Here is a 24,489-nt window from a genome sequence, read left to right on the forward strand (position 1 = left end):
CTCTAAACTTCCAAAGCAAGTCTTAGTAAAGATGTTTCATAAGTATCTAATAATTTGCTAATAGCTTTAAAATTCTTTATTACAAATGCTATACTTTCACTTTTATCTAGATTGCTTAAAACTTGAAAGTTATCTTCTATTATTCTAATCGCTTCGATTGGATAGCCATACTCTACAAGAAATATTCCTAAAACACTTTTAACTCCTAATTCAAAAAACCTGATAATTGGAGTCAAATTAAACTCATCCATAGATACTCCGTTTAACTTTCCAGCTTGTTGGAAGATGGCTTCAAAAAAACTCAGTAATTTGGGTAATTCAAACTCAATTATTGTTTTAATCTGATCAAAAACTGTCAAATAAATTTTATCTATTTTTGATTCATTGTCTCCATCATTATTTTGCAATTGATATTCCATCAAACCTCGAAAACGTTCAATACTATACCTTGAAACTACTGCATGATAATATTTTTTTGTCCCCTCGCTAATAATCCCTACCTCAGTAACAGAATCAAGAATTTTATTCATCATCCTACTATTTAAAAAATAATGTACACTGGTGTTCTCCACAAGCCCTATGTATTTATTAAAATTTCTATTTTCTAATAAATAATTCAGATATCTCTCTTGGATCTCCCTGTCATATAGGCGATTTTTAACAAACACATCATCAGGTAATTTTTCTTTGTTATATTTTTTTTCACGCTCTGTTTTTTTAATTAGATTCAAGCCCTCTAGATCTTCAAGATATGAGTTATCAATGTCAACATTCTGAATTTCTTTTGAATCATATGTAGGAAAATTAAGTCTAATAACATCTTGTTTCTCAATATCACGTTGTTTTTTATCAGTGTAGAAGACTCTTCCAATAAAATGATGATAGTATCTACCGGCTCTGCCTTTTATGTTCTTTAGTGCAAATGATGTCATTATTTTATTTCCAACACTATTATTAATTACTATCACATTCTTAGCGTTTGTATTTACTCCTTCAATAATAGTTGATGTACAAAATAGATATTGAATATCCCCTTCATTAAACATATGTAATATCTCTCTCTGGATGTACTTGGGGAACTTCCCGTGGTGAACACCATATCCCCTAGATAATATTTTCACCAAACTCCAATAATCTGAAGTATTTATAGCTTTCTCTTTTAATTTATATTTAATTCCATATCTATTTTTTAAATGCTCAATGAAATCTCCGTATTTTACTAAAAGAGTACTATTTTCAGGTAGTGATTCAATAATATCTAACGCATATTGCATTGAATTAGATGGTGTTGAACAATAAAAAATCGCTTGTCCAAGATTGTTTTTATTTAAATAAGAAATAATTCCATGGATTTTTGACTTTGTATTTAAATTTATTCCTTTTTCGTAATCAAAGGATATTTTTTTCTCTCCCAATAGAGGATGTCGTTCAACTACCCCCTTGTTCCAAGCATCTACTTCAATTCTTAAAGTAGGTTCAAAATCAACTTGCTTAATAGTAATGCCATTAATGTCAAGATACCTTTTAAATCCCATTTTCACGTCTTTCAAATTTAAATATGGCCCTGCTATATAGTACTCTGGTACATTTTTTGACAGAAGATAGAGGGCTATTCTAAAAGCTTTAGATCTATTTTGACCACTATTATTATCACTTTCTTCCTTTTCTGACTTGCTCTCTTCATCATTGCTAAAATCTTCGTCGATTTTATATACTTCATCAAAAAAGAAAAAATCAAAATGAAGTTTTTCAGTATCAGAAAGCAACTTTAATGTTCGTTCAGGAGTTAATATGAAAATATTTCTTTCTGAATAATTAATATTACTATAGACATTATTTATTAGCGTGTAGTTTAAATTCTTATCTTTGATAAATTTATTAATGCTAATTGTATTTTCATTTAAGAGAGCAATGGTAGGAAAAACTAACATTATATTGTTATATCGATCTTTATTCAAATACAAAATTTCCTTTAACAAAAAAGTTTTCCCAAATGATGTGGGAGCACTGATTATTAGTCTTTTTTTATTTAAAGACATAAATGTATCAACAATTTCCTTTTGACGTCTATCAAGCAAATTATTACGATAAACTTTTGAAGTATAATAATTTTGTATACTTTGATGTTTAACCTCAGATATCCCGCGATTGGGAATATCATCAAGTTCGATTTTATTAGCACCTTTAATGTAACCAAATGTCCTCATCTTTTGAGCTGCCTCAAAAATGGCATATTGATAAATTGGATCATTTTTATATTCTTCAATATCTGAAATATAACAGACTAAATCTCTTATATTATTTGATGATTCAATTGATCCATCATAGTTATTTATTTCTTCAACCAGCTTAAACAAATATTCCATAATATTCACCTACGGTTTCTTGAATTTAACAATATTATCTCGAAGCTTATTAATATCCTCTAATGGAAATATGATAAACATTAATTCATGTTCAATTTCATTGGCGATGAGAAAGTCCGATGTATCAATTTCGTCAATAAAACTTCTTAATTCTTGCTCTATTTTATTGCTCAGTTCCGAAGACTCTTTATAAATGCTTGAAGTAAAGGCCAATAAACAGGGTATTTTCACCTTTACTTCTTGTTTCTTCAAATAATTAATCAGTGTCTGTTTCTTCTGATCGTCACTCCAATTGTTTTTAATGCTTTCAAAACATATTTTATTAACACTACCAAGAACTTTTGCAAGAGTATTCGAACGATCTAGTTTATCCGCAATATAAAAAATTGATTTACAAAAGTAATCAAGAATATATTTGCTATTTAAATCATCGACAATTGAATTCCTACAATAACTATAAGACCCCGTTTTGACTTGCCCTAGCCATAATGCAACTCCATCATCACTGTCAGTAAAATAAAGTGCATCATATCCCTTTATCTCATTGTTATCTCCTTGTTGTTTATATTTTGCTCGTGCAATCATTTTCTGACTTATAGGTTCAAAAACTTGAATTATAATATCTAAAAGTACTTCTCCAGTGGTTCCATCAGTCTTTGCATTTAGCCGTTTAGGTAATCTAAGTTCGTAAGCATATTTTGCAGCATTTTTTAAATCATCTAATAAGCCAAATTTATTATGTTGGTCTACAATCTCTTCTTCTGAAAAAGAGTAAAACACCATATTATCAACAATTAAATCCGATAAAGTATCCAATGCGTCTGGTACGCCCTGATGGCTATAAGGTCTATATTCATATTGATGTTTTCTAGCGTCATAACTAACAATTAATACTTTGGCTCTGTCTGATATTAATTGATTGTATAAAAATCTGTATTCATTAATGACTGACATTTGTCAAATTCCTTTCTAAAATGACGCTTGCAGCATTTTTTATATTTTATGCTAAAAGTCAAAAATAATTTCGAAACTTTTACATATTTCGACATAAATATTCCAAACCCTTCCAAACAGACGTTCTATTTCGATGTTTATATTCTCAATCTCAACACTGTACATTTAATGGAATATTATCTTTTAAACAAATAAACATTTTCCTTTAGAGGAAAATGTTTATTTGTTTAACTTTTTAGTTAACCATTAATTAGACAGATGTATGTTAAAAATGATTGTGTACTGTTGACATAGTATCGTGTCCATAACCTCTTGACGATATGCGCAACAAGCCGCAGATTATGTTCAATGAGCAAATTTCGGGCCTTGGCGTCTCCCTCGGCCATCATCCCTAAGTATTTGCTTTCCTCCTGCTCCGAGAGCGGCTGGGGAAAAGCATTGTTCCTTACGTACGATACCAGCAGCGTCAGTTCTTTGATCAGCAGCGCAATTGTGCTTATAATTCCTGGCAACTTGGCGACACCTCCCGCACATGTACAATGAAACCGGTCAGCAATGAGAACTACGGGTTCATGGTCCTTCTATTGTATGTGGGTGAATGCCTAGAAGTGCCTGTACCGTTAAAACAGAGGCAAGAAACTTCAAATCCGTCAGGACTTGATACTGAAATATTCGGGATAACGGAAAAAGAGGCATCGCCGTGTTTATCGACACGACAATGCCCCCTTCTCCTCCTCTGCATATTCAAAATAGTCGAAATCGGCTGCTTTGCGGAACCCGGTCAAATCCTGACAGCAGATGCCCACAAACGCCCCTGTGAACCATCCTTCCCGGCATGCTTCATCGGATAAAGTGGTTGCGTCGAATACAGGGCCGATTGACTCAAAGTCCCCGTCCTCATGCAGCGAATAGGCGAATTGAAGACGATCGTGATTGACCGAGACCTGCAAATGGACTCTAGATATGTCTTCCGGAAGCGTTATATAGCCCATCGGCTCCTCATACCGGTTGTTGATCGCGGAAAGGATGCTAATGGACCGTCCAAACTGCTCATGATGGGTAATATGCAGATAATAATAATTCTGATAATCATAGAGACAGATGAGACCGGCCATTTGTTTGTAGTTGTCCGGGTCGAATTCCAGGCAAGTGGTTGCGGTAAACGTAAAAGCCTGCCATCTTCGCGCGATCAGACTCTGCCGAAATTTCGAGCCGAGGCCTTCTCTGCCATACAAACGCAAGTAGCCCTTTCTTTCGGATAAGGAATAGAAGGTCTCGTCCAACGGAACCCGAAGGGATTGAAAATGAATATCGAGCTGCGATTGGTCGAAATGATCCCTTGCCGGTCTGGCCGGAAACGGAAATGGCGGAAGATTTGGCGCTTCGACCTCCGCTTCCGGGATAACAGAGCCGCTTGAAAGTCTCAGCCAGCCGTCCCCGGTCCATTCCATCTTCTGGATCGCCGTTTCCCTGCCTAGTGTGTATTTTCGCTCTCCCGCTTCCGTACGGTTCTCCAACGCCCTTCCGCATAGATGCACCATATACCACTCACCGGTTTGCGTTTCCACCAGATCGCCGTGACCGGCTTTTTGCAGAAGAACCTCCGGATTATCCCTTGAAGTCATGATCGAATTGCCTTCGTAATACTCGTATGGCCCATACAGCTCCCGCGAACGCAGAATCGATTGTCCATGGCCTTCCCCGGTTCCCGTATCCGCCGCGAACAAATAATAATAGCCGTTCCGTTTGTATATATGAGGGCCTTCCAGATAAAGATCCCGGCTGGCAAAAATCGTCCGGGCCTTCCCGATCATCACCTTCTCCTCCGCGCTGTATTCCTGTAGCACCAAATGCCCTTTATACAGCTTATGTACTCGATGATCCGTAACCATGCTAACGATATATTTGCGGCCGTCATCATCGTGGAACAGGGAAGGATCGAACCCGTAACTGTTCAGGAATACCGGCTCGGACCAGTCTCCCCGTATATCTGAGGCGGTCACCAGATAATTATGCGTATCGCACATCTTCACATAGAACGAGTTCACAACAGTATAGATCAGATAAAACAGGCCGTTGTCATAGGTAAGGCAGGGAGCCCACACTCCCTGGGACGGACCAACGCCTCTTAAGTCAAGCTGGGATACCCGATTGAGTGGATGCGCTATCAGCTCCCAATGAACAAGATCCCTGGAATGATGAATCTGAACGCCGGGAAACCATTCGAAAGTGGAAGTGGCGATATAATAATCATCTTCCACCCGAATAATGGAAGGGTCCGGATTAAAACCCTTTAATATAGGGTTTGATATTTTCGCCACGGTCTACGACTCCATTCCGTTGAATTTGGAAAGACTGCTGTGATCACCACAAATATAAATCGCCGCCCTTAAGCTTGAACGCCGCCTCCAATAAATAATAATCGCCGTAAATAATCGGTTGATGATGGCGGTCCGTGTGATAGGCGGACGAGCCTCTCTGGACAATCGCATCGGATCCGCTCGACCAATCGCTTCGTTTTTCCACGACTTTAATGAGTTTAACCGCGTTATCCAGATAAAGCCTTCTCTCCAGACTATCCACGACTTTGGCGATTTCAATCAAACCGCACGCCGCAATGACCGCGGCCGTATCGTCTTCAAGCCCCGGTTCCTTCGGCTGCCGGAAGTCAACCGGAATGACGCCATTACCCGGAATATTGGCGATAAAATAGTGGGCGATGCGTTTGGCCGTATCCAGATACTCCTGCTTGCCCGTATGAATATAGCTCATCATAAATCCATATAAGCCCCACGCCTGGCCACGGGACCAAGAGGAGCCCTGCCCATAACCTTGCCCGCCGTAAGTCTGGATGACTCCGCCTTCGAACGGATCGAACTCGACAATATGGTTCACTGAGCCGTCCGGCCTTACAAAGGTCTCCATCACGGTGTCGGCATGCCTCACCGCAATCTGTCTGAAACTCGGATTGCCGGTTTCTTCCGATGCCCAGTACAGGAGCGGAATGTTAAACATACAATCGATGATGGCCCATCCTCTGGTATCGGAACCATCCACTTCATTCCAGGCCCGGATAAAACCGCCCGCCAGATTAAAGCGTCCCGCGAGCAGGTTGGCGGCATGCAGCGCTCTTTTTCGGGATTCCGGATTTCCCGTAACTTTGTAATTTGCAACACTCGTCGGCAGCCACATAAACCCAACATCATGATGGAGGCCGTAATATTCCTGAAAGCAGCGGTCCATGAAGCCTTCAGAGTTCCCTGCTATATCCCGGTACTTATCAATGCCCGTCTCATGGTACATCAGCCACATCATTCCGCCCCAGAATCCGTTCGTCCACCAGTTAATGCCATCGGCCAAGGTTCCTGTAGGGTTATCGGTGTTACGGTCGTCATGTGTGCCATCAAAGGTTGTATAAGGAATTTTGTACTTCGACTTTTCGCTTACCCAGTCCATTTTTTGGCTAATCTTTTCGATCATCGCAGACAGCCATTGCTGATCTTTATCATTCAACATATAATCGCACCCTCTCACTAAATCTGTCCCGTATTGAACTGAATCTGTTTGGCATAGGAATTGGCATCAAAGCCGCCATCCTCAAGTGAGATCACTAATCTTCCATTGATATACATCTGGTTAATGGTGACACCTTCCACTACCCGTTCCTCATCAAACCCATGGATTCTGGGCGGGTTGGCTTTGGTACCATTGTACTCAACACGCTCAAAGGTCACATTCTCGATGCGATTCCCCGGCAGGGGGTTATAGTCCTTGTTGTGTACCACACGGATATCGAATAGCTGCCCCATTTCAAAATCGTCAACCCGGATTTGGCTGTACACGACATTGCGTACGGTATTGCCGTCTCCTGCATTAATGGCCATTGCCCCCCAATAATTGACCTGCGGCTCATGATGTTCGAGAATATCGATGTTCTCAAACCTGATGTCTTCAATGATATCCCCACCATTTCCATGATCACCGTGTGTCCCGATCATCAGGGCATGTGCGACATCTGCCCATAGCACCGAATCGCGGACCGTCACATCCCGGGTATCACCGCGATAATCCCAACGGGAACCATAGATGGCAATGCAGTCGTCGGAGTTTCTCATAAAAAGATCCCGCAGGTGAATCTGTCTGCATGACATCATATCAATGCCGTCGGACCAGCCGCGTGTACTGAAGGATTTAAAGTTTTCAATTTCGACCTGCTCGGATTGTCCCAGAAACACGCTGTAATGCGGAGGATCGATCACCATGATGCCCTCAATCCGGATATTTTTCGAGAAGGTGACTCTCACTCCGCGAAACGCTGAATATCGGTGGAACATCGCCAAATAGATCAGCCCCCGCCCGCGAATGACGACATCATGCACCCGATCACAGACGAGCGACCCGATGAGTGCCGCTCCACCCACCAAATACAAGGTAACGCCCGAAGGCAGCCGAAGAATAGTCTCCTCCACAAAATGTGCGCCCTCTCCGAAATATAAAACAGCCGGCGGTTCTCCCGTAGCATCAAGAGGCTCCGACAATAGCATCAATAAATCATCGGTCCGGTGAATACCGGGCTTCACGAACAGAACGTCCGGGTCATCCGGCTTGGGAGGGTTGTCCTCGAACGGATTGGCGAACAGATGCAGATTTCTGAAGCGGTCTCCGTTAATCTCAATGGATAGCTTGTGGGGCTCGTTCAGCACAAACGTGAGAGTGTCATGATCGGCAGCCGGTATCAAAGAAGCGGAACGCGGACGGATTTCACAGCTCTGGATGGCGGTATACAGGCAGGAGATTTCCACCTCCACCTTACCTTCCATATCAAAATAAGCCATCGAAACCTGCCTTACCTGATGCATATCCACATTGACCTCAAAGACCGGCAGTTCCTCCCATGCCCCACCCGCAGGCCGGATACGGACCCGGAAATCTCCCCTTAACGGAATATGAGCAGGAGCCGGATAATGTTGTATGCGATTCATATCTTCCATCCTTTCATTGGTGCTTCAATAAACTTATCAAAACCTCCTGTGTCTATCTATTTCATCATTTTTAGATCGGTTCCAATTTCTTTAAGTATGGTGGCTGTCTATGTGCAGCTATGGCAATTTGCCTCCCCGGCTCTGTTCGATTGACTCATCTGTAGCTTTCCTTTGCGTAAAAACAAGCTGTTCCCAAGGTCATCATCTTGGATGACCCGTGAAACAGCCCTTGATGGAAACATTACCCCTCTATGCTTAAATCAATCCCATAATTCTTCAAAGACGCCAGTCCAGTTTCAATCGCCAGGAACTTGATTCCTCCCGCGCTTCCGCTTCCTGCCTGGGACACTTGTGGCGTCAAAGAATTCGCGGTAATGACGGTCGCATGTAAGCCCGTCGGCGGAGTCGGCGCACCTTCATTAATGACGGTTACATATGCGATTGCCGGCACAGTCGTTTCATATACGGCGCCTGTTACAGTGAAGCTTCCGGCAGAGCTGTATTGAACCGGGTCGATATCCCCCCAGGTGACAGGCAATGGCTTAACCGTCCCATCGCTATATACGGCAGATACTACCGTCGGCAGCTTCGGGGCTGTACCCGCTATTGTCGTTACTGTTGCCGGCTTCAGATTAATGATTACCGGCTTAACCGCCAATTGCTTCATCGCCCCCAGTATCGCGTCAGCGGCAACGTCAACTTGCCGCTGCGTGTTGAAGGAGGAGTCCAGAATCTTCTTCGCTTCTTCCATTGCCGCTTCCACTGCCTCAAAACTCTCTTCCGTATAGAGGTCTTGGTTTAAACCTTCGACTTGCTCCACCAGATAATCCAGCAGAGTCTTGTCGGCAGTTCTCTGATTGAACGCCAGTTCCGCTACATTAGCATTCCCGGTCTGCGAGAAATAGCGCACATACCGGTAAGCCCTCTCGTCATTTATGGCGGCTGTGTACCATTGTGCAGCGCTGACGGCGCTAATGGTATATAAGTTCACAAAATTCACGCCATCGGCAGAGCCTTGCAGTATCGCTCCATTAACCCGGCCGATATGCGCCGCAGTGCTTCTCGGATAAAACTTGAAGCTGGACAGCGACCTTTCATTGCCTTCGCCCAAATCGACAATGATCCAGCCCGGATTGGATTTCGAATCGGTAAATGTATCTTTATTGCCATCGAATGCCATCCATCCATTCGCGGCTGCAGTTAATTTACCGTCCCAGGATATATCCGAAGCCTTGACCATCGACTCGGCAACGGGGATTTTCTGTGCGGGCAGCTCAGTGACCGGGACCAGCAGTTTCTCTGCCTGGAACAGTTCGTTAAGCAATGCCAGCATATCCACTCCCTGCTCGTTCGCGGTGTTAACAATCCGGTCCGCCTCTTGCTTGTACAAATAGTAGCTGAGCCGGGTATACCCTTCAGCCCCTTTCACCTTCGATTGAATATAGCTGGCCGAAATATCATACTCACCATACACTTCCACTTCAGCTACATTGCCATTCCAAGATGAAGGGTTATAAATTCTCAAGTACCGGTAGGCGCTGTTGTCCCGGATTTGTGTCTCGCTGAAGTACGTCCATGTATTGTCCGCCGCCCCCGATACAGCCGGAGTCAGACCGGTCCAATTCGCCTGATCATTCGAGCCTTGCACAATCAGACCGTTCATTCGGCTCGCATAGCCGGTTCTGGGCATCAGAATGACATCACTCAACCTGACTAATACATCCTGCCCGAAGTCAATCGTATAATAGGCTCCGCTGCCGCTCACCAGATCGCCATAGGTGGCAGTGTTGCCATCAAACAACAGACTGCCGACCTTGTCTGCAGGCAGACCGCCACTGCCGTATTGAGCGCTCGAAGCGACTACATTCGCCAGTTTCGCGATATCAAGAAACTTGGACTTGTTGACATAATACAAGGACGATTGATCCGTGGTGAAAATAGCTGGGGCTGCCTGCAGCCCGTCGGCAGTTTTGTAGGCAATGGAGAATATGACTTTGCCTGTCGGCATTGAGCCATCCATAACGACAGAGCCGGTCCAATTGATCCGGTCCGTTGAATGGACCGGGGCCTGACGCCCTTGAATGGTTACCTCCACATCCTGAATGGGCTCGGCGGATTGGAAAGACAAGTCAACCATATTACCGGTATTTACCCTGTTCTGAATGCTCTGGGGCGAACTCAGGGAAACGGACCTCAGCTTGTTGTTCGTCTCATGACGCAAGCCGTAGATGCGAAGCTCGGACAATTCAAACATGGTGCTGGACGGTTGTATCATTTGAAGCTTCAGAAAGCGGAACTGCTTACCCTGCTGCTCTTCACCGACCTCCAAAGTCTGCATATCATCCGAGACAACGGAGAGTCCGGGAGTCAACCGGGTCCATGTTTCTTTATCGTTTGACCCGAATACCGCGGTGCCGCCAATCCGTTCGGGGAATCCGGCTCTGACTTGAAGAGCGACGGCAGTGGGAGATACTTTGAAATCCTCTCCGAAGTCCAGGATATAACTCAAATTATCAGCCAGGTAATAACCGGCAAAGCTGTCCGGAGCGTTATCAATCAGATTGCCAATTTGTGTACCGAAGGTTGAAGAAGCCACCATATCAAAATAGCGCATGCTTCCATCTTCCATTAACGGCGTTAACTCCTTCAGCCCTTCAACGGCGAGGTTCAGATCGGCAAGCTTCCGGTAAAATTCTTCATCCGAAACGATGGGCAGTGCATTCATCACATCGTCGATCATCGTCCGGTATTCCTTCAATGTCGACGAGATATAGCTTATTTCAGGATCATAACGGGCAATGTCAGCTTCTACTGCCGTCTGCCGGTCAGCAGTTACCGTAATGTTCACGGCCTTCGCCGTCACGGAGGTTCCGTCCGAAGCGCTAACGATGATTGAATACTCGCCAGCTTGTTTAGCTTTCCATGAGAAGGCGCCCGTGCTTTCATCGAACAATGCTCCATCAGGCTTATGGTCAATCTGATAGGTTACGGTATCGCTCCCGGCCGCATCTTTTGATGAAAAGTCATATTGGAGCGTGGTCTCAGAGCCGACGTAGGCATACAGATTCAAATTCGCCGGTCCGGCTGTGAAGGCAGGGGGCGTCAATTGGGCCGCCGGTGCCAGAAGCAGATGATCTATATCAACCAGAGTTCCGGAACCTGTAACCTTGAAATACATCAAATCGCCCAGCCCGCGATATGGATTCAAGGTAAAGGTGACATACTTCCATTGTCCCTTCGTGTCGGGCAACACCAATTCGGCATCCTTCCAGCCGTTAACTTTCAGCTGTGCCGTACCGTTGGTCCGGATTCTCAAAGCGACCGTTTTCAGGCCTGTACTGGAAGCGACCACTGAGATCCGGCTTCCTTCTTCTGTTGCTTTGATCTGCACATAGGAAGTATCTCCTTCCTGCTTGACTGCAGCATTCGAATCCAGGCTGGTGGCCCGTTGCTCAATTTCCGCCCAATCCGTACTGGGTGAAGCTTTGGGCAAGTTCGCTGCCCCTTCAGCTGCCGCTTCCTTGGGGATGAAAAGCCAATAATCCGCCCCGCCATCAGGAGATTCCCAATAAAACGGCGTCCGTTTTTTGAACATATCGGCATAATACGGCGCTTCTCTCTCAATATCCAGCCCCATGTTGTATTTGTAGTAGTAGTACTGGCCGAATACATTGCCGCCAATCCGTCCCCGATATGCACCGGAGAGCACTTTATAGATGACGGGATTTCCGTCCGCATCATATCGCGCCACAACGGGAGTCCACGGTGTATCATAGCCAAGCATGTACCGGGCGAAGTAATCAGCCGCCTTCAGAATCCGGTTCCCCAAAAATGCGTAGGCGGTTACCGCGTTGTCCACTGTGGAAAGTGTTCCATTCTCCGGGTCAACCTTGGTGCCTTGCGCGTCCAATAACCGACCCAGAATCTCCACGTTGGTGAGATCACCTGCACCATGAGCCTGATCCCGTCCCATTTCCACATGCTGGACTCTCGGCGTCTCCAGCTTCTCCCCGGTTACAGCGTCTTCCGTGACCAGCCGGAACAACCGCTTGATGGAGCCGTTCTGGCCCTGGTCTGCCGCGGTTGCATTGACGGTAAACCATTCGACGCCTTCTTTATACCGGTCCATATTATCTGTAAAAATATACCCGGACATCGCGCCAAGCAGCGGATACAAATGCTGGTTCATGAAGTATCCGTTGGAATGCTGGAAGGTCTCAATAACCGGATGGATCAGGTTCGTCGTAAAATTGGCCGTATCCGCTTCCGTCCACAGAAGAGCCGGATCAAGGCCATCCGAATCGCTGTAACGCAAAATCTCCGCAGCCGCAACCATCCGGTTAAGCGGAATTCCCGTATGAATATGCGCATCCGTAAAATACTTGTATTGTGCCGGGTCTAGACGAGACCAGATCCGGATAAGGCGCATGGCATTATAGCGGTACACTTCGTCACCGGTTGTATAATACATCAAGGCCTGTGTATATGCTCTCAAACCATCCGCTATAAATCTGGAATTATAGCTTTGGCTATTGAAATCCAGACTGCGCGGCTTCGTGGGGTCCGATGAATCCGTCTGATTGTTTGAAGCAAAGGTCCTGGAAGCGTAGGAGGATTTGGTCATGGCAACATAATACGAATACCAGGGCTCCTTCTTGGCGATTACTTGTTTACGCATGTTCTCCAGAATTTCTTTGGTCAAACCGACACCGGGGTGAGTGAACCCGCTGCTAACGGTTTCATGAATAACGACAAGATCTGTAGGTGCAGGTACGCTGTCGTCCGCTTGAGCTTGGGGCAGGACAACATCGCCGATCAAGGTTACAGACAGCAGTATGCCTGAGAGCATGATAACAAATGCTTTGGATAAGAGAGATTTACAGATGCTCATATCAAACCTCCTACATGAATGATGAAACACCAGCTTCTAGCCTGTTAAGGAATTCTTACATCACGATCCGGATTTGCTTTGAACGCTTAATCACCTCCTTGGCTGACAGAAACGTAACCCGCTCTCCAGGAAAGCGCATACATAATTCTTAGCTGAAACACGGCTCATCATAACAAACTCCTTTTTAGTTTTCTATTGCAAATTCTTTTACTTCTATATAATTTCATTCAAACTCTCCATATTTACCGTAGTCTCTCCATAAGCGAAAAGCTCGATATCCGCTGATATCGAGCCCTTCCCACTAATTATACCTTGATGTTGTGAGTATGATTTCCGATGATGATATATGATTCTTCCAATTGAAAGGCGCTGCCGTTGACCGTTACATTCTCAAAAGCAATATCCTGGACAACCCGGGTATCGTCATATCCTTCAATATGGGAAGGATTCATACAGGTTCCGTTAAAGTGAATGTTCTTGAATCGGACCTGTTCAATTACCTTGCCCGGGGCAGGGTTATATTTTTCGTTCTGCAGGACCCGAAGATTGAACAATTCACCGAGCTCGAACGACTCAATCCGGATATCTTCATAGGTTACATCCCGGACCGTATTGTTATCGCCCGCATTAATGGCCATGCAGCCCCAATAATCCGGTTGCGGCTCATGGTGCTCCAGGATATCAATATCCGAGAAGGAGATGTTCTCGATCACATCTCCTTCCCCTTCATAGTTGCCGTGCGTGCCGATATTCGTCGGGTGGGCGACATCCGCCCACAGAATTGAACCACTGACCGACACATCCCGGGTATCGCCCTTAAATTCGCCGCGCGAAGCGTATACCGCTACGCAATCATCCGACGTGCGGAGGAAGCCTCCTTCGATGGTGACATGCTGACAGGCCATCATATCGATTCCGTCGCACCAGCCGCGTGTGCTGAACGATTTCAGATTCTGAATCCGTATATGCTCCGATTGTCCGAGAAGAACCGTGTAGTGAGGGGGATCAATCACCGTTATCCCTTCGATCTGGATATTGCGGGAGTATTTGATCTCGAATCCGCGATAATACGTAGTCCTTTCAAAATCGGACATATAGAGGATGCCTCTGCCTTTAACCGTCACGTCATGAACCTGATTGCATACAAAGCCCCCATAAACTACAGCGCTTCCCGGAATGTACACCGAGGTGAAGGATGGAAGGTGAAGAAGCGGTTCGTCCAGCCGATGAATGCCGGGGCCAAAGATAAGGCCACGCTTTCCAGCGGCAGCCGGCATTTGTTCAAGACGGCGTTGAACTTCCGCTGCCTTATGCCATCCCGGTTCCAGCACAAGAACCTCCCGGTCCGAAGTCTCCGGAATATCCTCTCCGACCGGATTCGCAAAAATATGAAGATTATGAAACCGGTCGTTGTTCACTTCGAGCGACAGCAGCTTTGGCCCATCAATCGTGAAAGATAGGCCGGGGCCGTTGAAATCGCAATGAATCCCGGCTGCAAGCGGACGGACAGCGGCATCATGAATGGTTCCATGACTATACTCCACTTCGATCTCCACAGTACCGGAGCAATCGAACATTACCATGGACGCATTGCGGACATCATGCATATCCACCTTGACATTATAACTGAACAAGTATTCCCACTCACCTCCAGGCGTTCGAACACGGACGGAGAAATCGGAGTTGGACACGGCACCCTCTGGTGCCGGATATACAAGAATAACGTTATCGGATACCAATCTCTTCACTCCCAGTACACTATTCTTTCTATTTGCTGCGCTCAGCGTAAATCTTCTGGGCTTCGTCAAGCTCCGCCTGTCCGCCGGAATTCAGCCACTGCGCTTTGAAATCATCAAATCCCTTGTCTGTATCGGCTTCGCCTGTAATTGCTTTGATATAATATTGCGTCTGAAGCGTATTCAAAATCGCGTCATACTGAGCTTTGGTTGCCATAACGGTAGACTGCATGAGGTCAGTCAGAACTGTAAGGCCGTCAATCTTGGTGTACTTGTCACGGAATGTGATCTTGTCGGGTGAGAAATGATATTTGGTCATCGATTCCACTTTTCCGCCAAGCGGATTATAGAAGCCTACGCCCACTTCAGCGTTCAATTCCGTACCCGTCGCTTCTTCTGTGGCTACCGCCAGGTCACCTTCCAGCTTGTAAGTTTTGCCCTCCTGACCAAATACGGTTGTCAAATAGCCTTCCTTGTCCGTAGCGACGTATTCAAGGATCTCCAGAATCTTTTGTCTCTTCTTGTCGTCCTTCTCCAGTTGGGCTCCGAAGAAGATAGGCGGCTGCAGCGCCCCGTTGGCCATGGCGTACTTCTTGCCGTCCGGCCCGGCGAGCGGAACGCCGGGCACCAGATCAATCCCTTTATCCGCCGCGACCAGTCCGAAATATCCGTCCTTGTACAGATGATGCCACATGCCAGTATCGAACATTCCCGTGCGGAGGCTGATGAACTTGTTCTGAATCGAGCCGTTATCGTCGGTTACAAACTCAGGATCAATGATGCCGGCTTCGAACCATTTGTTGAGCAATTTCAGAGCACTTCTCGCTTCCTCCGTAATAGCTCCATATTCTACCTTTCCATCGGCCCCCAGCTTATACTGAAACGGGTTAACGCCGTAAGCGGCAAAAATGGTATTAAACATTTGCATTTGAGCGTCCTTACCACGACCGGTCATGCCGTAGGTATCCTTCTTCCCGTTGCCGTCCGGATCGTTCTTCGTAAACTTAGTCAGAACGTCCTCCAGTTCATTCAGATCCTTAGGAGGTTCATTGTAACCAATTGCCTTAAGCCATTGGCCGTTATACGCGGGGATGAACCCGGTTGCGCCATTGGACCAAACCTTCGGAACCCCCCAATTCTTCCCGTTATAACTTCCGGCAGCCCAGGCGTTCGGATCGACACTTTCTATATCAGCCACATACTTGGGCATGTACTTTTTGATCTCATCGACCGAAATGCTGGCGATGACACCTTGATTCGCCCACTGCACCATATCGCCCACCATGCCGTCGACGGCCATGACATCCGGGATATCCCCGGAAGCGAGCATAACCCCCAGTTGTTCTTTCCAGGTCGCCGTTTCGAATTTGACATTTTTGATTTTGATATTAAATTTCTTCTCCAGGAACTGCTGCACATAGTTGTTATCTTCTTTGGGCAGGTTCCAGTTGTTGGCCCATGTGATTTCAATCGGCGTCTCCGTCTCAGGGTTGGCCGAGGCCTCGGAGTTGGCCGTGCTGCCGCTGTTATCTTTGCTGCAGCCGCTTGCCAGAAGCGAAGTGGACAGCAGCAGAGCCGCCATACCGGTTAACCATTTTTTTGTTCTCATCTCTTTGATATCCTCCCTTTTTTGCTTCTGTTGCTAGTTATTTTAAACAACCCGTAAAATAGCGGATTGAGTAAACCGGATTAACCCTTGAGTGAGCCTACCATTGTCCCTTTGACAAAATATTTCTGCAGGAACGGATACACTACGATGATCGGCAAAGCCGTAAACATTAGCGTAGCTGCTTTGATGGGCTCCTGGAAGCCGATCGCTGCGCCTTTGGCATCGTTGGAGAAAATGGACAAGTCCTCGCCCGTGATCACGACTCTTCGAAGGAAGGTGGTTAGCACCTGCTTGTTCGGGTCCTGGATATACAGTACAGCATCGAACCAAGCGTTCCAATGTCCAACCGCCGACCACAGTGAAAGCGTAGCCAGAACCGGGAGTGAAAGCGGCATGATGACCTGAAAAAGAATGCGCAAATCGTTGGCGCCGTCGATCTTCGCCGAATCCTCAAGCTCGTCGGGGATGGCCTGAAAGAAGTTGCGCAAGATGAGCATGGAGAATGTGCTGACCAGCCCGGGCAAAATGTAGACCAGCCGATTATTCAGCAATCCCAAATCTTTGATCAAAAAGTAAACAGGAATCAAACCGCCGCTGAAAAACATCGTGAACACGATCAGCATGGTAAACACATTCCGGTGGGGCAGGTATTTTCTCGAAAGGGGGTAAGCCCCCATTGACATAAAAATGATGGAGCATACGGTACCGACTACAGTCCTGAACAAGGTGTTGCCGAAGCCAATCCAGATATTGTCCTTTGTCAGCACCCGCTCCCAGGCATAGAATGAGAAATGCCTCGGATACAGATGAATGCCTGTACGTAAAGCCTCTGCCGGTGTGCTTAACGAAATCGACAGCATATGGACGAACGGATACAGCATGACGATACACAGGACCACCATAAAGGTTATCAAAACGGCCTGGAATATTTTATTTCCTGTACTTTGCTTCACAATCGCTTACTCCTTTCAACGCTTCCGGTCAGAACAACCCGTCCTGTCCGAGCTTCTTCGAAACATAATTCGTGAACAGCACCAGGACAAAGGCGACCACATTCTTAAACAGACCGACCGCCGTTGTCAAGCTGAACTGGAAATTCTGCAAGCCTACCCTATACACGTAAGTATCCAATATATCGGCCACTTCATAAGTTGCCGGCGAGTACAAGTTCAGAACCTGGTCAAAGCCGGCGTCCAGAACGCTGCCCAACCTCAGAATAAACATCAGCACGATAACCGGCAGGATCGAAGGCAAAGTGATTTTGAGTGTCTGCTTCCATCTGCTGGCTCCGTCCATTACGGCAGCTTCATATAGATCGGGGGATACACCAGTCAGCGCTGCCAGATAGATGATGGTTCCCCATCCCACCTCTTTCCAGATAGCGGATGTAACCAGTGTAAATCTGAAGTAATTCGGATCGCCGAGAAAATAGACAGGCTCCAGTCCGACCAGTTTGATTAAATAATTCACTACCCCGGTGGACGGGGACAGCAGATTAATCAGGATACCCGCCAAAATAACCCAGGAGAAGAAGTGCGGCAAATAGGTAAGTGACTGCGCAACCTTCTTAAATCTGGAGGACCGGATCTCATTGATCAACAGCGCAAGGATAATCGGGGCCGGGAATCCGAAGATAATATGATAGAAGCTGATTACAATTGTATTTCCTAGAATTTTGAAAAAGTCGGGGGACTGCAGAAACAGAAATTTGAAGTGTTTGAGTCCAACCCAGGGACTGCCCCAGATCCCGTCCATAATCCGGAAATCCTTGAACGCCAGCTGAATTCCATATAAGGGTGAGTACGCAAACACGGCGTACCAGATCAGCACCGGTGTGAGCAATAAAAACAGGTACTTGCACTTTTTGTATTCTCTCCATGTTGACGCTAGCTTTGACGGTTTCTTTTCGGTTTGATATGTACCGTCAGCGTCCGGGGTGATTACCGAAGTCATCACAGTTGCTCCTTTCCAATAAGCAGAATCGTATATTTTGATTGTGTCGCTCCACAGATGTAAGTTTAGATTTATGGAAGCGCTTTTTCTAGTTCAACTTCATCCGATTTCTTATAAATTCTTTCATTTCTCCGGCTACAAACGTTCGATTATATAAGCTGTTATCCAGTTAAAAGAAAATGAATGCACAATCAAAAAAAGACCCGGCGCTTAACCAAGCACCAGGTCCGGAAAGGTTGGCATTTTCCCGTTATTCAGTTCTCCAGCGTGACCCAATCCGTATCATCCTTGTGAGATTTCCTGTACTGAACAGGGGTGACGCCGTACCGGGCTTTAAATTTACTGTGGAAGTATTGCGGATTACGATATCCGACCTGCTCGGCAATGGTTGCCACAGATATCCGCGGATTGGCAACCAGCAGATCGGCGGCTTTTTCCAGCCTCAGTTTCGTGACATACTCGGTGAACGAGCTCTTAGCGACTTCACTGAACAGGGTGGAAATATAAGCGGGAGCCAGCGAGACCTCCTTGGACAGAATCTGCAGGGACAAATCCTCATGCAGATGATTGGATATATAGGCTTTTAAAGTTCGGATTACCTCCGCATGCGCCTGATTTCCTTCGGCATTCATATGCTCAGTGATTTGTGCGGATAATTTACGGATACTCTCCGTCGTTTCGTGAAGGGTATCCTTTTTGAGCTCGTCGAACAGATTGGAATGTGGAAGCAAATGCTGTAATTCCAGTTCGATCACACACTGGTACAGGTGAGAAATCAGTTGAAGCACAGCCAATTCCGCCGCATCAATCTGTGCCTCCTCTTTCAGCAAAGCAAATAGGAAGGTATCCAGGAAATCATTCACACCCTTTGGGTCGCCGGCTTTCAATGCGTTTCGAAAATGATCAAAATTAAAAAAGACCGGCTCCGCCTTCAAGGGTTGAATCCTATCGGAAGAGATCACCGTATTTTTGCCGTAGACAAAATGATACCGGCTAACCTGCTGAGCCGTCTGGTAGGAATCCGGAATAGCTTCGCTGGAGTATACCTTCCGGCCGATGGCCGCCTGAAATTTGACACCTTCGCCGGAAATCCGCTGCAATCCTTGCAGATTCTGAACAAGTAAGGATGAATCCAACTCCCCGTCCTGTTCCATGTAATAGAGAATGACAGCCTCTTTGGAATTTAAGGAAATCCATTCTCCCGGAAGAGCGTTATGGATGTCATAACGGGCCTTCAGTCCTTCCGTTTCCCCTTCGGTTAGCTGGAGATAGGCTACGCAATAAGCGTTATCGGGCAGCAGCACTTCCTGATGCTCTTCATTTTGACTGACCCCGAGCAGCAGGCTGATGATCTCATTTTTTCTCGCTTGAGACTCCAGATCCACTATTTTGTCTTTCATTAATGAAAAAGTGTCCCCGATGATCACATACTCATTTTCACGGGATAGATGAAGCTGTGCCGGTTGGAAACTCCCGATTTTCGCCATCAGCTGTTTGATTGGAATATAGAGCTGCTTGGAGAACAGGAAAGAGATGAGCAATCCGAACAGAATAATGACCGCCGAAGCCGTAAAAAGCCCTGTTTTTAAATGCTCGGTAAAAAGCTCGAGTGTATTTGTAGGTCGGTACATAGCATAAGTCCATTGATGAGCCGAATAAGTGGAAGAAAGCTGCGAGACGACCCCCGGCACACCGTCCTCCTGAATCCTTCTTTCCAGAACCGCTCCCGAGCTAATAGCTCCCTGTAACTGTTCATCAATTCTGCTGCTCCCGCCGCCGACTGAAAAAAGGATATGATCGGGTTTTTCCCATACCAAAAGCTTGTCATCTTTGGAGCTCAGCATGGGGGCCACGACATTCTGCAAATAATTGAGGCCTACATCAATGATAAAATACCCTGCTGCCTTCATGTCCGGTATTTGATAAGGAAGCTTGATAATATAGCTGATGACCTGCTCGCCATCGGAGTTGGTACGAACCGTCCATTTTTTTGGCGGCTTCTTACCGATTTTGAAATAAAAGTCATACTCTGGCGAACGAGCCGTGTTCATATAGAACCGGTCGGCATCAACCACATAATCTTTATCCGGAAAATAAACCGCCACATTGGTAACGCCTGCATTCTCTATTCTAAAAAACTCCAGATCATTTCTGAAGGAAGAGACCTTGCTCAAGTTGCCCTTCCAGTCTCTGTACAGCAGCTGGCTCAAATTACTGTTGCTCTGTATAAAATTGATCGACAATGCCTTGTTCTGCAAGTTATCCTCATATTTTTTCAATAGCGTTTGTTCAATAAACGTTTGAACTGCATTCAGCCTCGTGAGATTGTCTTTTGCGATTTCCTGATCCATCATGCGGTTGGCCTGCGTATACCAATAGCCGCCCATCGTACCGATTAGAACAACAGAAAGAATGGTATAGGATAAAATCAAGTGGTTGAATATGGTTTTTTTCAAACCGTATCTGTTCATGCTGCTCCCCCCTTTTCTCTGTCAGGTCCACTTTTTTATTCCGGTATTCACAAATTTTAAACGCTTACATTTAAAGTCGTGAAGATATGGGATTTGTTCCACTTTTTTAATGATACCAGATGTTTAAATTTCTTTACTATTATAAAATCTTTAGATTCATTCAGTTTATTTGCTGAGACGGGCAAATTCTGGGGTGAGTGATATCAAAAAAAAGACCGCGGATACAAATCTCCTGCTCCGGGAGCGGCTGGGAGAAATGAGTACGGTCTTTTTATCTAAGTTTTAATTCGTGTTATACGTCATCCAAGCTTATGTCCGTAAGCTCTATTTACCATTTCTGAAGCTACAAACATAATACTAAACAGCAGCAGCAAAATAATAGGTACCATAAACATTCCAAATTGGCTTGCAATAATCCCCATTAATAATGGTATCAGTGTAGAACCTGTATAAGCGCTTGCCATTTCGAGTCCAATTACACTAGAAGAAGCCTTTTCCCCAAACCGCTCCGGTGTGGCATGAACAATACTCGGATAGATTGGTGCTCCGCCAAGTCCCACAATGAGCAATGCTCCTGCAGCAACCCAAGCTGGAACCGGTAAAATAAGAATCAGAAGTCCGGCACAGCCAATTAACCCGCCGTACCGGATCAGGCTTTTACTTGATAAGTTAGCCGAGAGAAATCCGGAAAAAATACGTCCAATTATGATTCCAATATAAAATAAAGAAGTAAACGCTGCGGCTGTGCCAGGAGAAACTCCTTTGCTTGCTATAAAGAAGGATGCCATCCATAGACCAGCGGCTGTTTCGGAACCATTGTAACAAAGCATGGAAGTCATGGACATTTTCACACCCCGGATTCGTAAAGCTTCTCTGTTACTGATGAGCTTCTTCCCGTCGTCTTCCTCTATCTTGCCGTTCTCAAAAACCTTCCACAAAGACAGCGACCCCAATAATATTATCACTATGGCAGTAAGTACTATCCCTATCGTAAGGTATCCTGCACGCCAGTTATTCCCGTTATCCAGCGAAAATGACATTACAATAGGTCCCGTCATTGCTCCAATCCCCCAGAAGCAATGCAACCAGTTCATATGCTTGGCTTTGAAATGCAGCGCCACATAGTTGCTTAATGCTGCATCTACAGAACCAGCGCCTAATCCCAAAGGTATCGCCAGAAGTATAAAGAATAAGAACTCGTTCGAGAAAGAAAATCCAAATAAAGCAATCGTTGTTGACAGGATACTGAACAATGTTACCTTGCCTGTGCCAAATCTATGCAGCAATCTGCTCGCAAATAAACTGGATACAACCGTACAGAATGAAACCGTTAACGATATATAACCTGCCATTTCTGTTGTGGCACCAATATCGAGCTTCATAACAGACCATGCGCTCCCAAGCAAGGAGTCAGGCAGCCCAAGACCTATAAATGCGAGGTAAATAATAATCAGTAATAACGTAACCATCTCTTCTCTCCTCAATTTGTACAATAAGTATGTCGTTTACAATCAACACTTCACAATAGCATTATAACGATATAGGAATTTTAAAAATAGCAATAATAGATTAATTTATAACACTATATTGATATTTAAGTTAATTCATTCAAAACAAAAAAACTCTACAGCCACAAGGGTTGTAGAGCTTGATCGTCATCCTGCAGATAATCAGTTGTTACATTAGAATTTAATAATCCCTGAGGTATGGAGCAGCACCAGGAACACCAGAACCGGCGCAACATACCGGAGCATGAATAGCCAGATGCGGAACCAGCGAGCCTCCAGCCCAGCCGCTTCCGCTGCCCCTTTCCAGAAATATCCGGCAAAAACGGTAATCAGCAGACCGCCAAACGGCAGCATAATGTTGGAGGTGATGAAATCCATCCAGTCGAACAGGGCTTTGCCGCCAAACGTAAGCTCAGGGAACATTCCCAGCGACATCGCCGAAGGAATACCAAGCAGGAAACAGACCAGAGACAAGATCCAGACTGAACGTTGACGGCTCCAGTTCCAGCGCTCCATCGCGAAGGATACAGGCACTTCAAGCAGGGATACAGCCGAGGTCAACGCAGCAATCGCGAGCAGGATGAAGAACAGACCGCCGAAGAACCCGCCGAAAGGCATAGCCGAGAAGGCCGCCGGCAGAGCGATAAAAATCAGCGAAGGCCCCTGATCCGGGGCAATGCCAAATGAGAACGTCGTCGGAAAAATAATCAATCCGGCAATAAACGCATACAGTAAATCTCCGGCGCCAATCGCTAATGCAGCGGTACCCAGTGACTGATTTTTATCCACGTAAGAGCCGTAAGTCAGCAGAATCCCCATCCCGAGCGACAATGAGAAGAAGGCATGTCCCAAGGCGACCAGCGCGGATTCTGCCGTCAGCACCGAGAAGTCCGGTTTGAGGAAGAAGGATACACCTTCACCTGCGCCCGGCAAGGTTACCGCGCGAATCATGAGCACAATGAGGAGAACAACCAGGCCGGGTATCAATACTTTGTTGAATTTCTCAATCCCTCCCGATACCCCGAGAATGACTACGCCCGCCGTAATTAGCATGGCTACACCCTGCCAGACAATCGGCATAACCCCTGAGATAAAGGAACCAAATTCACCTGCATAGTCACTTGATCTGAACAGTTGGCCATTGAAGGCAATCATCGCGTAGTTCAGCGTCCAGCCTGCAACGATAACATAGAAGGAGAGGATTAGAAAAGGCGCCACAACTTGCAGTATTCCCGCTGCCTTCCAGCCTTTCCCGCCTCCGGCACGTATGAACGAAGTCGCCGCGCTTCCGCGTCCGCTGCGTCCAATCGCCAGCTCGGCTAACAGCACCGGCAAGCCGATCAGGATCAGACAGACGATGAAGAGCAGGAAGAAGGCCGCCCCTCCGTTTTCCCCTGTGATATAAGGAAACTTCCACATATTTCCCAGACCAACAGAGCTGCCGATGGCCGCAAAAATAAAGCCGCTGGAAGAAAAACGCTCCTTCTTCTCCGCGAGCAGGCTTTTTTCACCTTTAGATTGATTCATTTACTTTACACGCCCCGTTTTCTTTTTTAGAACTCATTATAGCTTATGTAACATTGAGTGTCATATGGAAATTCTCTGAATTTTGTAATAATTATTTTTTTCTCTGTATAAAAAAACAAGGGGCTGTCTCAAAAGTAGAAATTCTACTGGCGGAGAACGGTCCTCTACTTTCTCAAAAGCTTAATTTCAAAAAATGCAGCGATTGAAGTCATTTTCATACTCAGAAATTAATCGGCAAAAATAATTTTCTTGTCTTCACCCGATACTTGTACTGCTCCTTATTGGCAGCAAGCATGACCTTTTCTATCACATCATTCATTGGGCGAAAATCAGGAGCCTTGCCATCAGAAGTGATGGGCATGTACGGAGTAATCAGGTTAAAGCGGTAAATTCCAGGCCGTGATTTCTTCATTTTAATGTAAAGACCTCCACTGCTTGGTCGCACCGAAAGTTGAGTCCTTAACTCCAAAATCTGAGAATTGGGCATTAAGT

General features: G+C 45.7%; 14 protein-coding genes and 1 pseudogene. All 15 read right to left on the reverse strand.

Translation table 11 applies throughout. The annotated features are described in order from the left end of the window. Positions 1 to 2: 2 nt before the first annotated feature. The 15 genes and pseudogenes from ACX1DY_RS11440 to ACX1DY_RS11510 all read right to left on the reverse strand — a co-directional run bounded on the left by ACX1DY_RS11440 (position 3) and on the right by ACX1DY_RS11510 (position 24,409). A complete protein-coding gene (locus ACX1DY_RS11440) occupies positions 3 to 2,366 on the reverse strand; it encodes a DEAD/DEAH box helicase (RefSeq protein WP_458964327.1) in 2,364 nt (787 codons plus the stop codon). Positions 2,367 to 2,375: 9 nt separating this feature from the next. Next, positions 2,376 to 3,320, reverse strand: a complete 945-nt coding sequence (locus ACX1DY_RS11445; protein ID WP_458964328.1) for a Hachiman antiphage defense system protein HamA — start codon at positions 3,318 to 3,320, stop codon at positions 2,376 to 2,378. Positions 3,321 to 3,628: 308 nt separating this feature from the next. Further along, positions 3,629 to 3,832 (reverse strand): annotated as a pseudogene (locus ACX1DY_RS11450) (RNA polymerase subunit sigma-70); the annotation flags it as partial. Between the two features lie 192 nt (positions 3,833 to 4,024). Then, on the reverse strand, positions 4,025 to 5,641 hold the full coding sequence (locus tag ACX1DY_RS11455) for a glycoside hydrolase family 43 protein (protein WP_458964329.1): 1,617 nt from the start codon (positions 5,639 to 5,641) through the stop codon (positions 4,025 to 4,027). 43 nt (positions 5,642 to 5,684) lie between these two features. Then, positions 5,685 to 6,836, reverse strand: coding sequence for a glycoside hydrolase family 88 protein (locus ACX1DY_RS11460; RefSeq protein ID WP_458964330.1), 1,152 nt, complete (start codon positions 6,834 to 6,836; stop codon positions 5,685 to 5,687). Positions 6,837 to 6,853: 17 nt separating this feature from the next. Next, positions 6,854 to 8,302 (reverse strand): glycosyl hydrolase family 28 protein, encoded by a 1,449-nt coding sequence (locus tag ACX1DY_RS11465; protein WP_458964331.1) that lies wholly within the window; start codon positions 8,300 to 8,302, stop codon positions 6,854 to 6,856. A 241-nt stretch (positions 8,303 to 8,543) separates the two neighbouring features. Then, positions 8,544 to 13,193, reverse strand: coding sequence for a galactose-binding domain-containing protein (locus tag ACX1DY_RS11470; protein ID WP_458964332.1), 4,650 nt, complete (start codon positions 13,191 to 13,193; stop codon positions 8,544 to 8,546). Positions 13,194 to 13,498: 305 nt separating this feature from the next. Next, positions 13,499 to 14,932 (reverse strand): glycosyl hydrolase family 28 protein, encoded by a 1,434-nt coding sequence (locus tag ACX1DY_RS11475; protein ID WP_458964333.1) that lies wholly within the window; start codon positions 14,930 to 14,932, stop codon positions 13,499 to 13,501. Between the two features lie 28 nt (positions 14,933 to 14,960). After that, positions 14,961 to 16,538: an extracellular solute-binding protein gene (locus ACX1DY_RS11480; protein WP_458964334.1), complete on the reverse strand. Its 1,578-nt coding sequence runs from the start codon at positions 16,536 to 16,538 to the stop codon at positions 14,961 to 14,963. Positions 16,539 to 16,618: 80 nt separating this feature from the next. Beyond that, positions 16,619 to 17,491, reverse strand: a complete 873-nt coding sequence (locus tag ACX1DY_RS11485) for a carbohydrate ABC transporter permease (protein ID WP_458964335.1) — start codon at positions 17,489 to 17,491, stop codon at positions 16,619 to 16,621. Between the two features lie 28 nt (positions 17,492 to 17,519). Beyond that, the gene (locus tag ACX1DY_RS11490) at positions 17,520 to 18,491 is read right to left on the reverse strand and encodes an ABC transporter permease (RefSeq protein WP_458964336.1); all 972 of its coding nucleotides are present in this window, start codon (positions 18,489 to 18,491) and stop codon (positions 17,520 to 17,522) included. Positions 18,492 to 18,745: 254 nt separating this feature from the next. Then, positions 18,746 to 20,962 (reverse strand): helix-turn-helix domain-containing protein, encoded by a 2,217-nt coding sequence (locus ACX1DY_RS11495; RefSeq protein ID WP_458964337.1) that lies wholly within the window; start codon positions 20,960 to 20,962, stop codon positions 18,746 to 18,748. Between the two features lie 299 nt (positions 20,963 to 21,261). After that, a complete protein-coding gene (locus ACX1DY_RS11500; RefSeq protein ID WP_458964338.1) occupies positions 21,262 to 22,431 on the reverse strand; it encodes an MFS transporter in 1,170 nt (389 codons plus the stop codon). A 213-nt stretch (positions 22,432 to 22,644) separates the two neighbouring features. Then, entirely contained in the window at positions 22,645 to 23,997 is a 1,353-nt protein-coding gene (locus ACX1DY_RS11505; protein WP_458964339.1) for a sodium-dependent transporter, read from the reverse strand. 220 nt (positions 23,998 to 24,217) lie between these two features. Beyond that, complete coding sequence (locus ACX1DY_RS11510; RefSeq protein WP_458964340.1) at positions 24,218 to 24,409, reverse strand: hypothetical protein; 192 nt, start codon at positions 24,407 to 24,409, stop codon at positions 24,218 to 24,220. Positions 24,410 to 24,489: the final 80 nt, after the last annotated feature.

The sequence above is a fragment of the Paenibacillus sp. BAC0078 genome (assembly GCF_054483875.1).

Coding starts and splice junctions, on each gene's coding strand:
- ACX1DY_RS11440 (WP_458964327.1), bottom strand. CDS start 2,366: ATGGAATATTTGTTTAAGCTGGTTGAAGAAATAAATAACTATGATGGA.
- ACX1DY_RS11445 (WP_458964328.1), bottom strand. CDS start 3,320: ATGTCAGTCATTAATGAATACAGATTTTTATACAATCAATTAATATCA.
- ACX1DY_RS11460 (WP_458964330.1), bottom strand. CDS start 6,836: ATGTTGAATGATAAAGATCAGCAATGGCTGTCTGCGATGATCGAAAAG.
- ACX1DY_RS11465 (WP_458964331.1), bottom strand. CDS start 8,302: ATGAATCGCATACAACATTATCCGGCTCCTGCTCATATTCCGTTAAGG.
- ACX1DY_RS11470 (WP_458964332.1), bottom strand. CDS start 13,193: ATGAGCATCTGTAAATCTCTCTTATCCAAAGCATTTGTTATCATGCTC.
- ACX1DY_RS11480 (WP_458964334.1), bottom strand. CDS start 16,538: ATGAGAACAAAAAAATGGTTAACCGGTATGGCGGCTCTGCTGCTGTCC.
- ACX1DY_RS11490 (WP_458964336.1), bottom strand. CDS start 18,491: ATGACTTCGGTAATCACCCCGGACGCTGACGGTACATATCAAACCGAA.
- ACX1DY_RS11495 (WP_458964337.1), bottom strand. CDS start 20,962: ATGAACAGATACGGTTTGAAAAAAACCATATTCAACCACTTGATTTTA.
- ACX1DY_RS11500 (WP_458964338.1), bottom strand. CDS start 22,431: ATGGTTACGTTATTACTGATTATTATTTACCTCGCATTTATAGGTCTT.
- ACX1DY_RS11505 (WP_458964339.1), bottom strand. CDS start 23,997: ATGAATCAATCTAAAGGTGAAAAAAGCCTGCTCGCGGAGAAGAAGGAG.
- ACX1DY_RS11510 (WP_458964340.1), bottom strand. CDS start 24,409: ATGAAGAAATCACGGCCTGGAATTTACCGCTTTAACCTGATTACTCCG.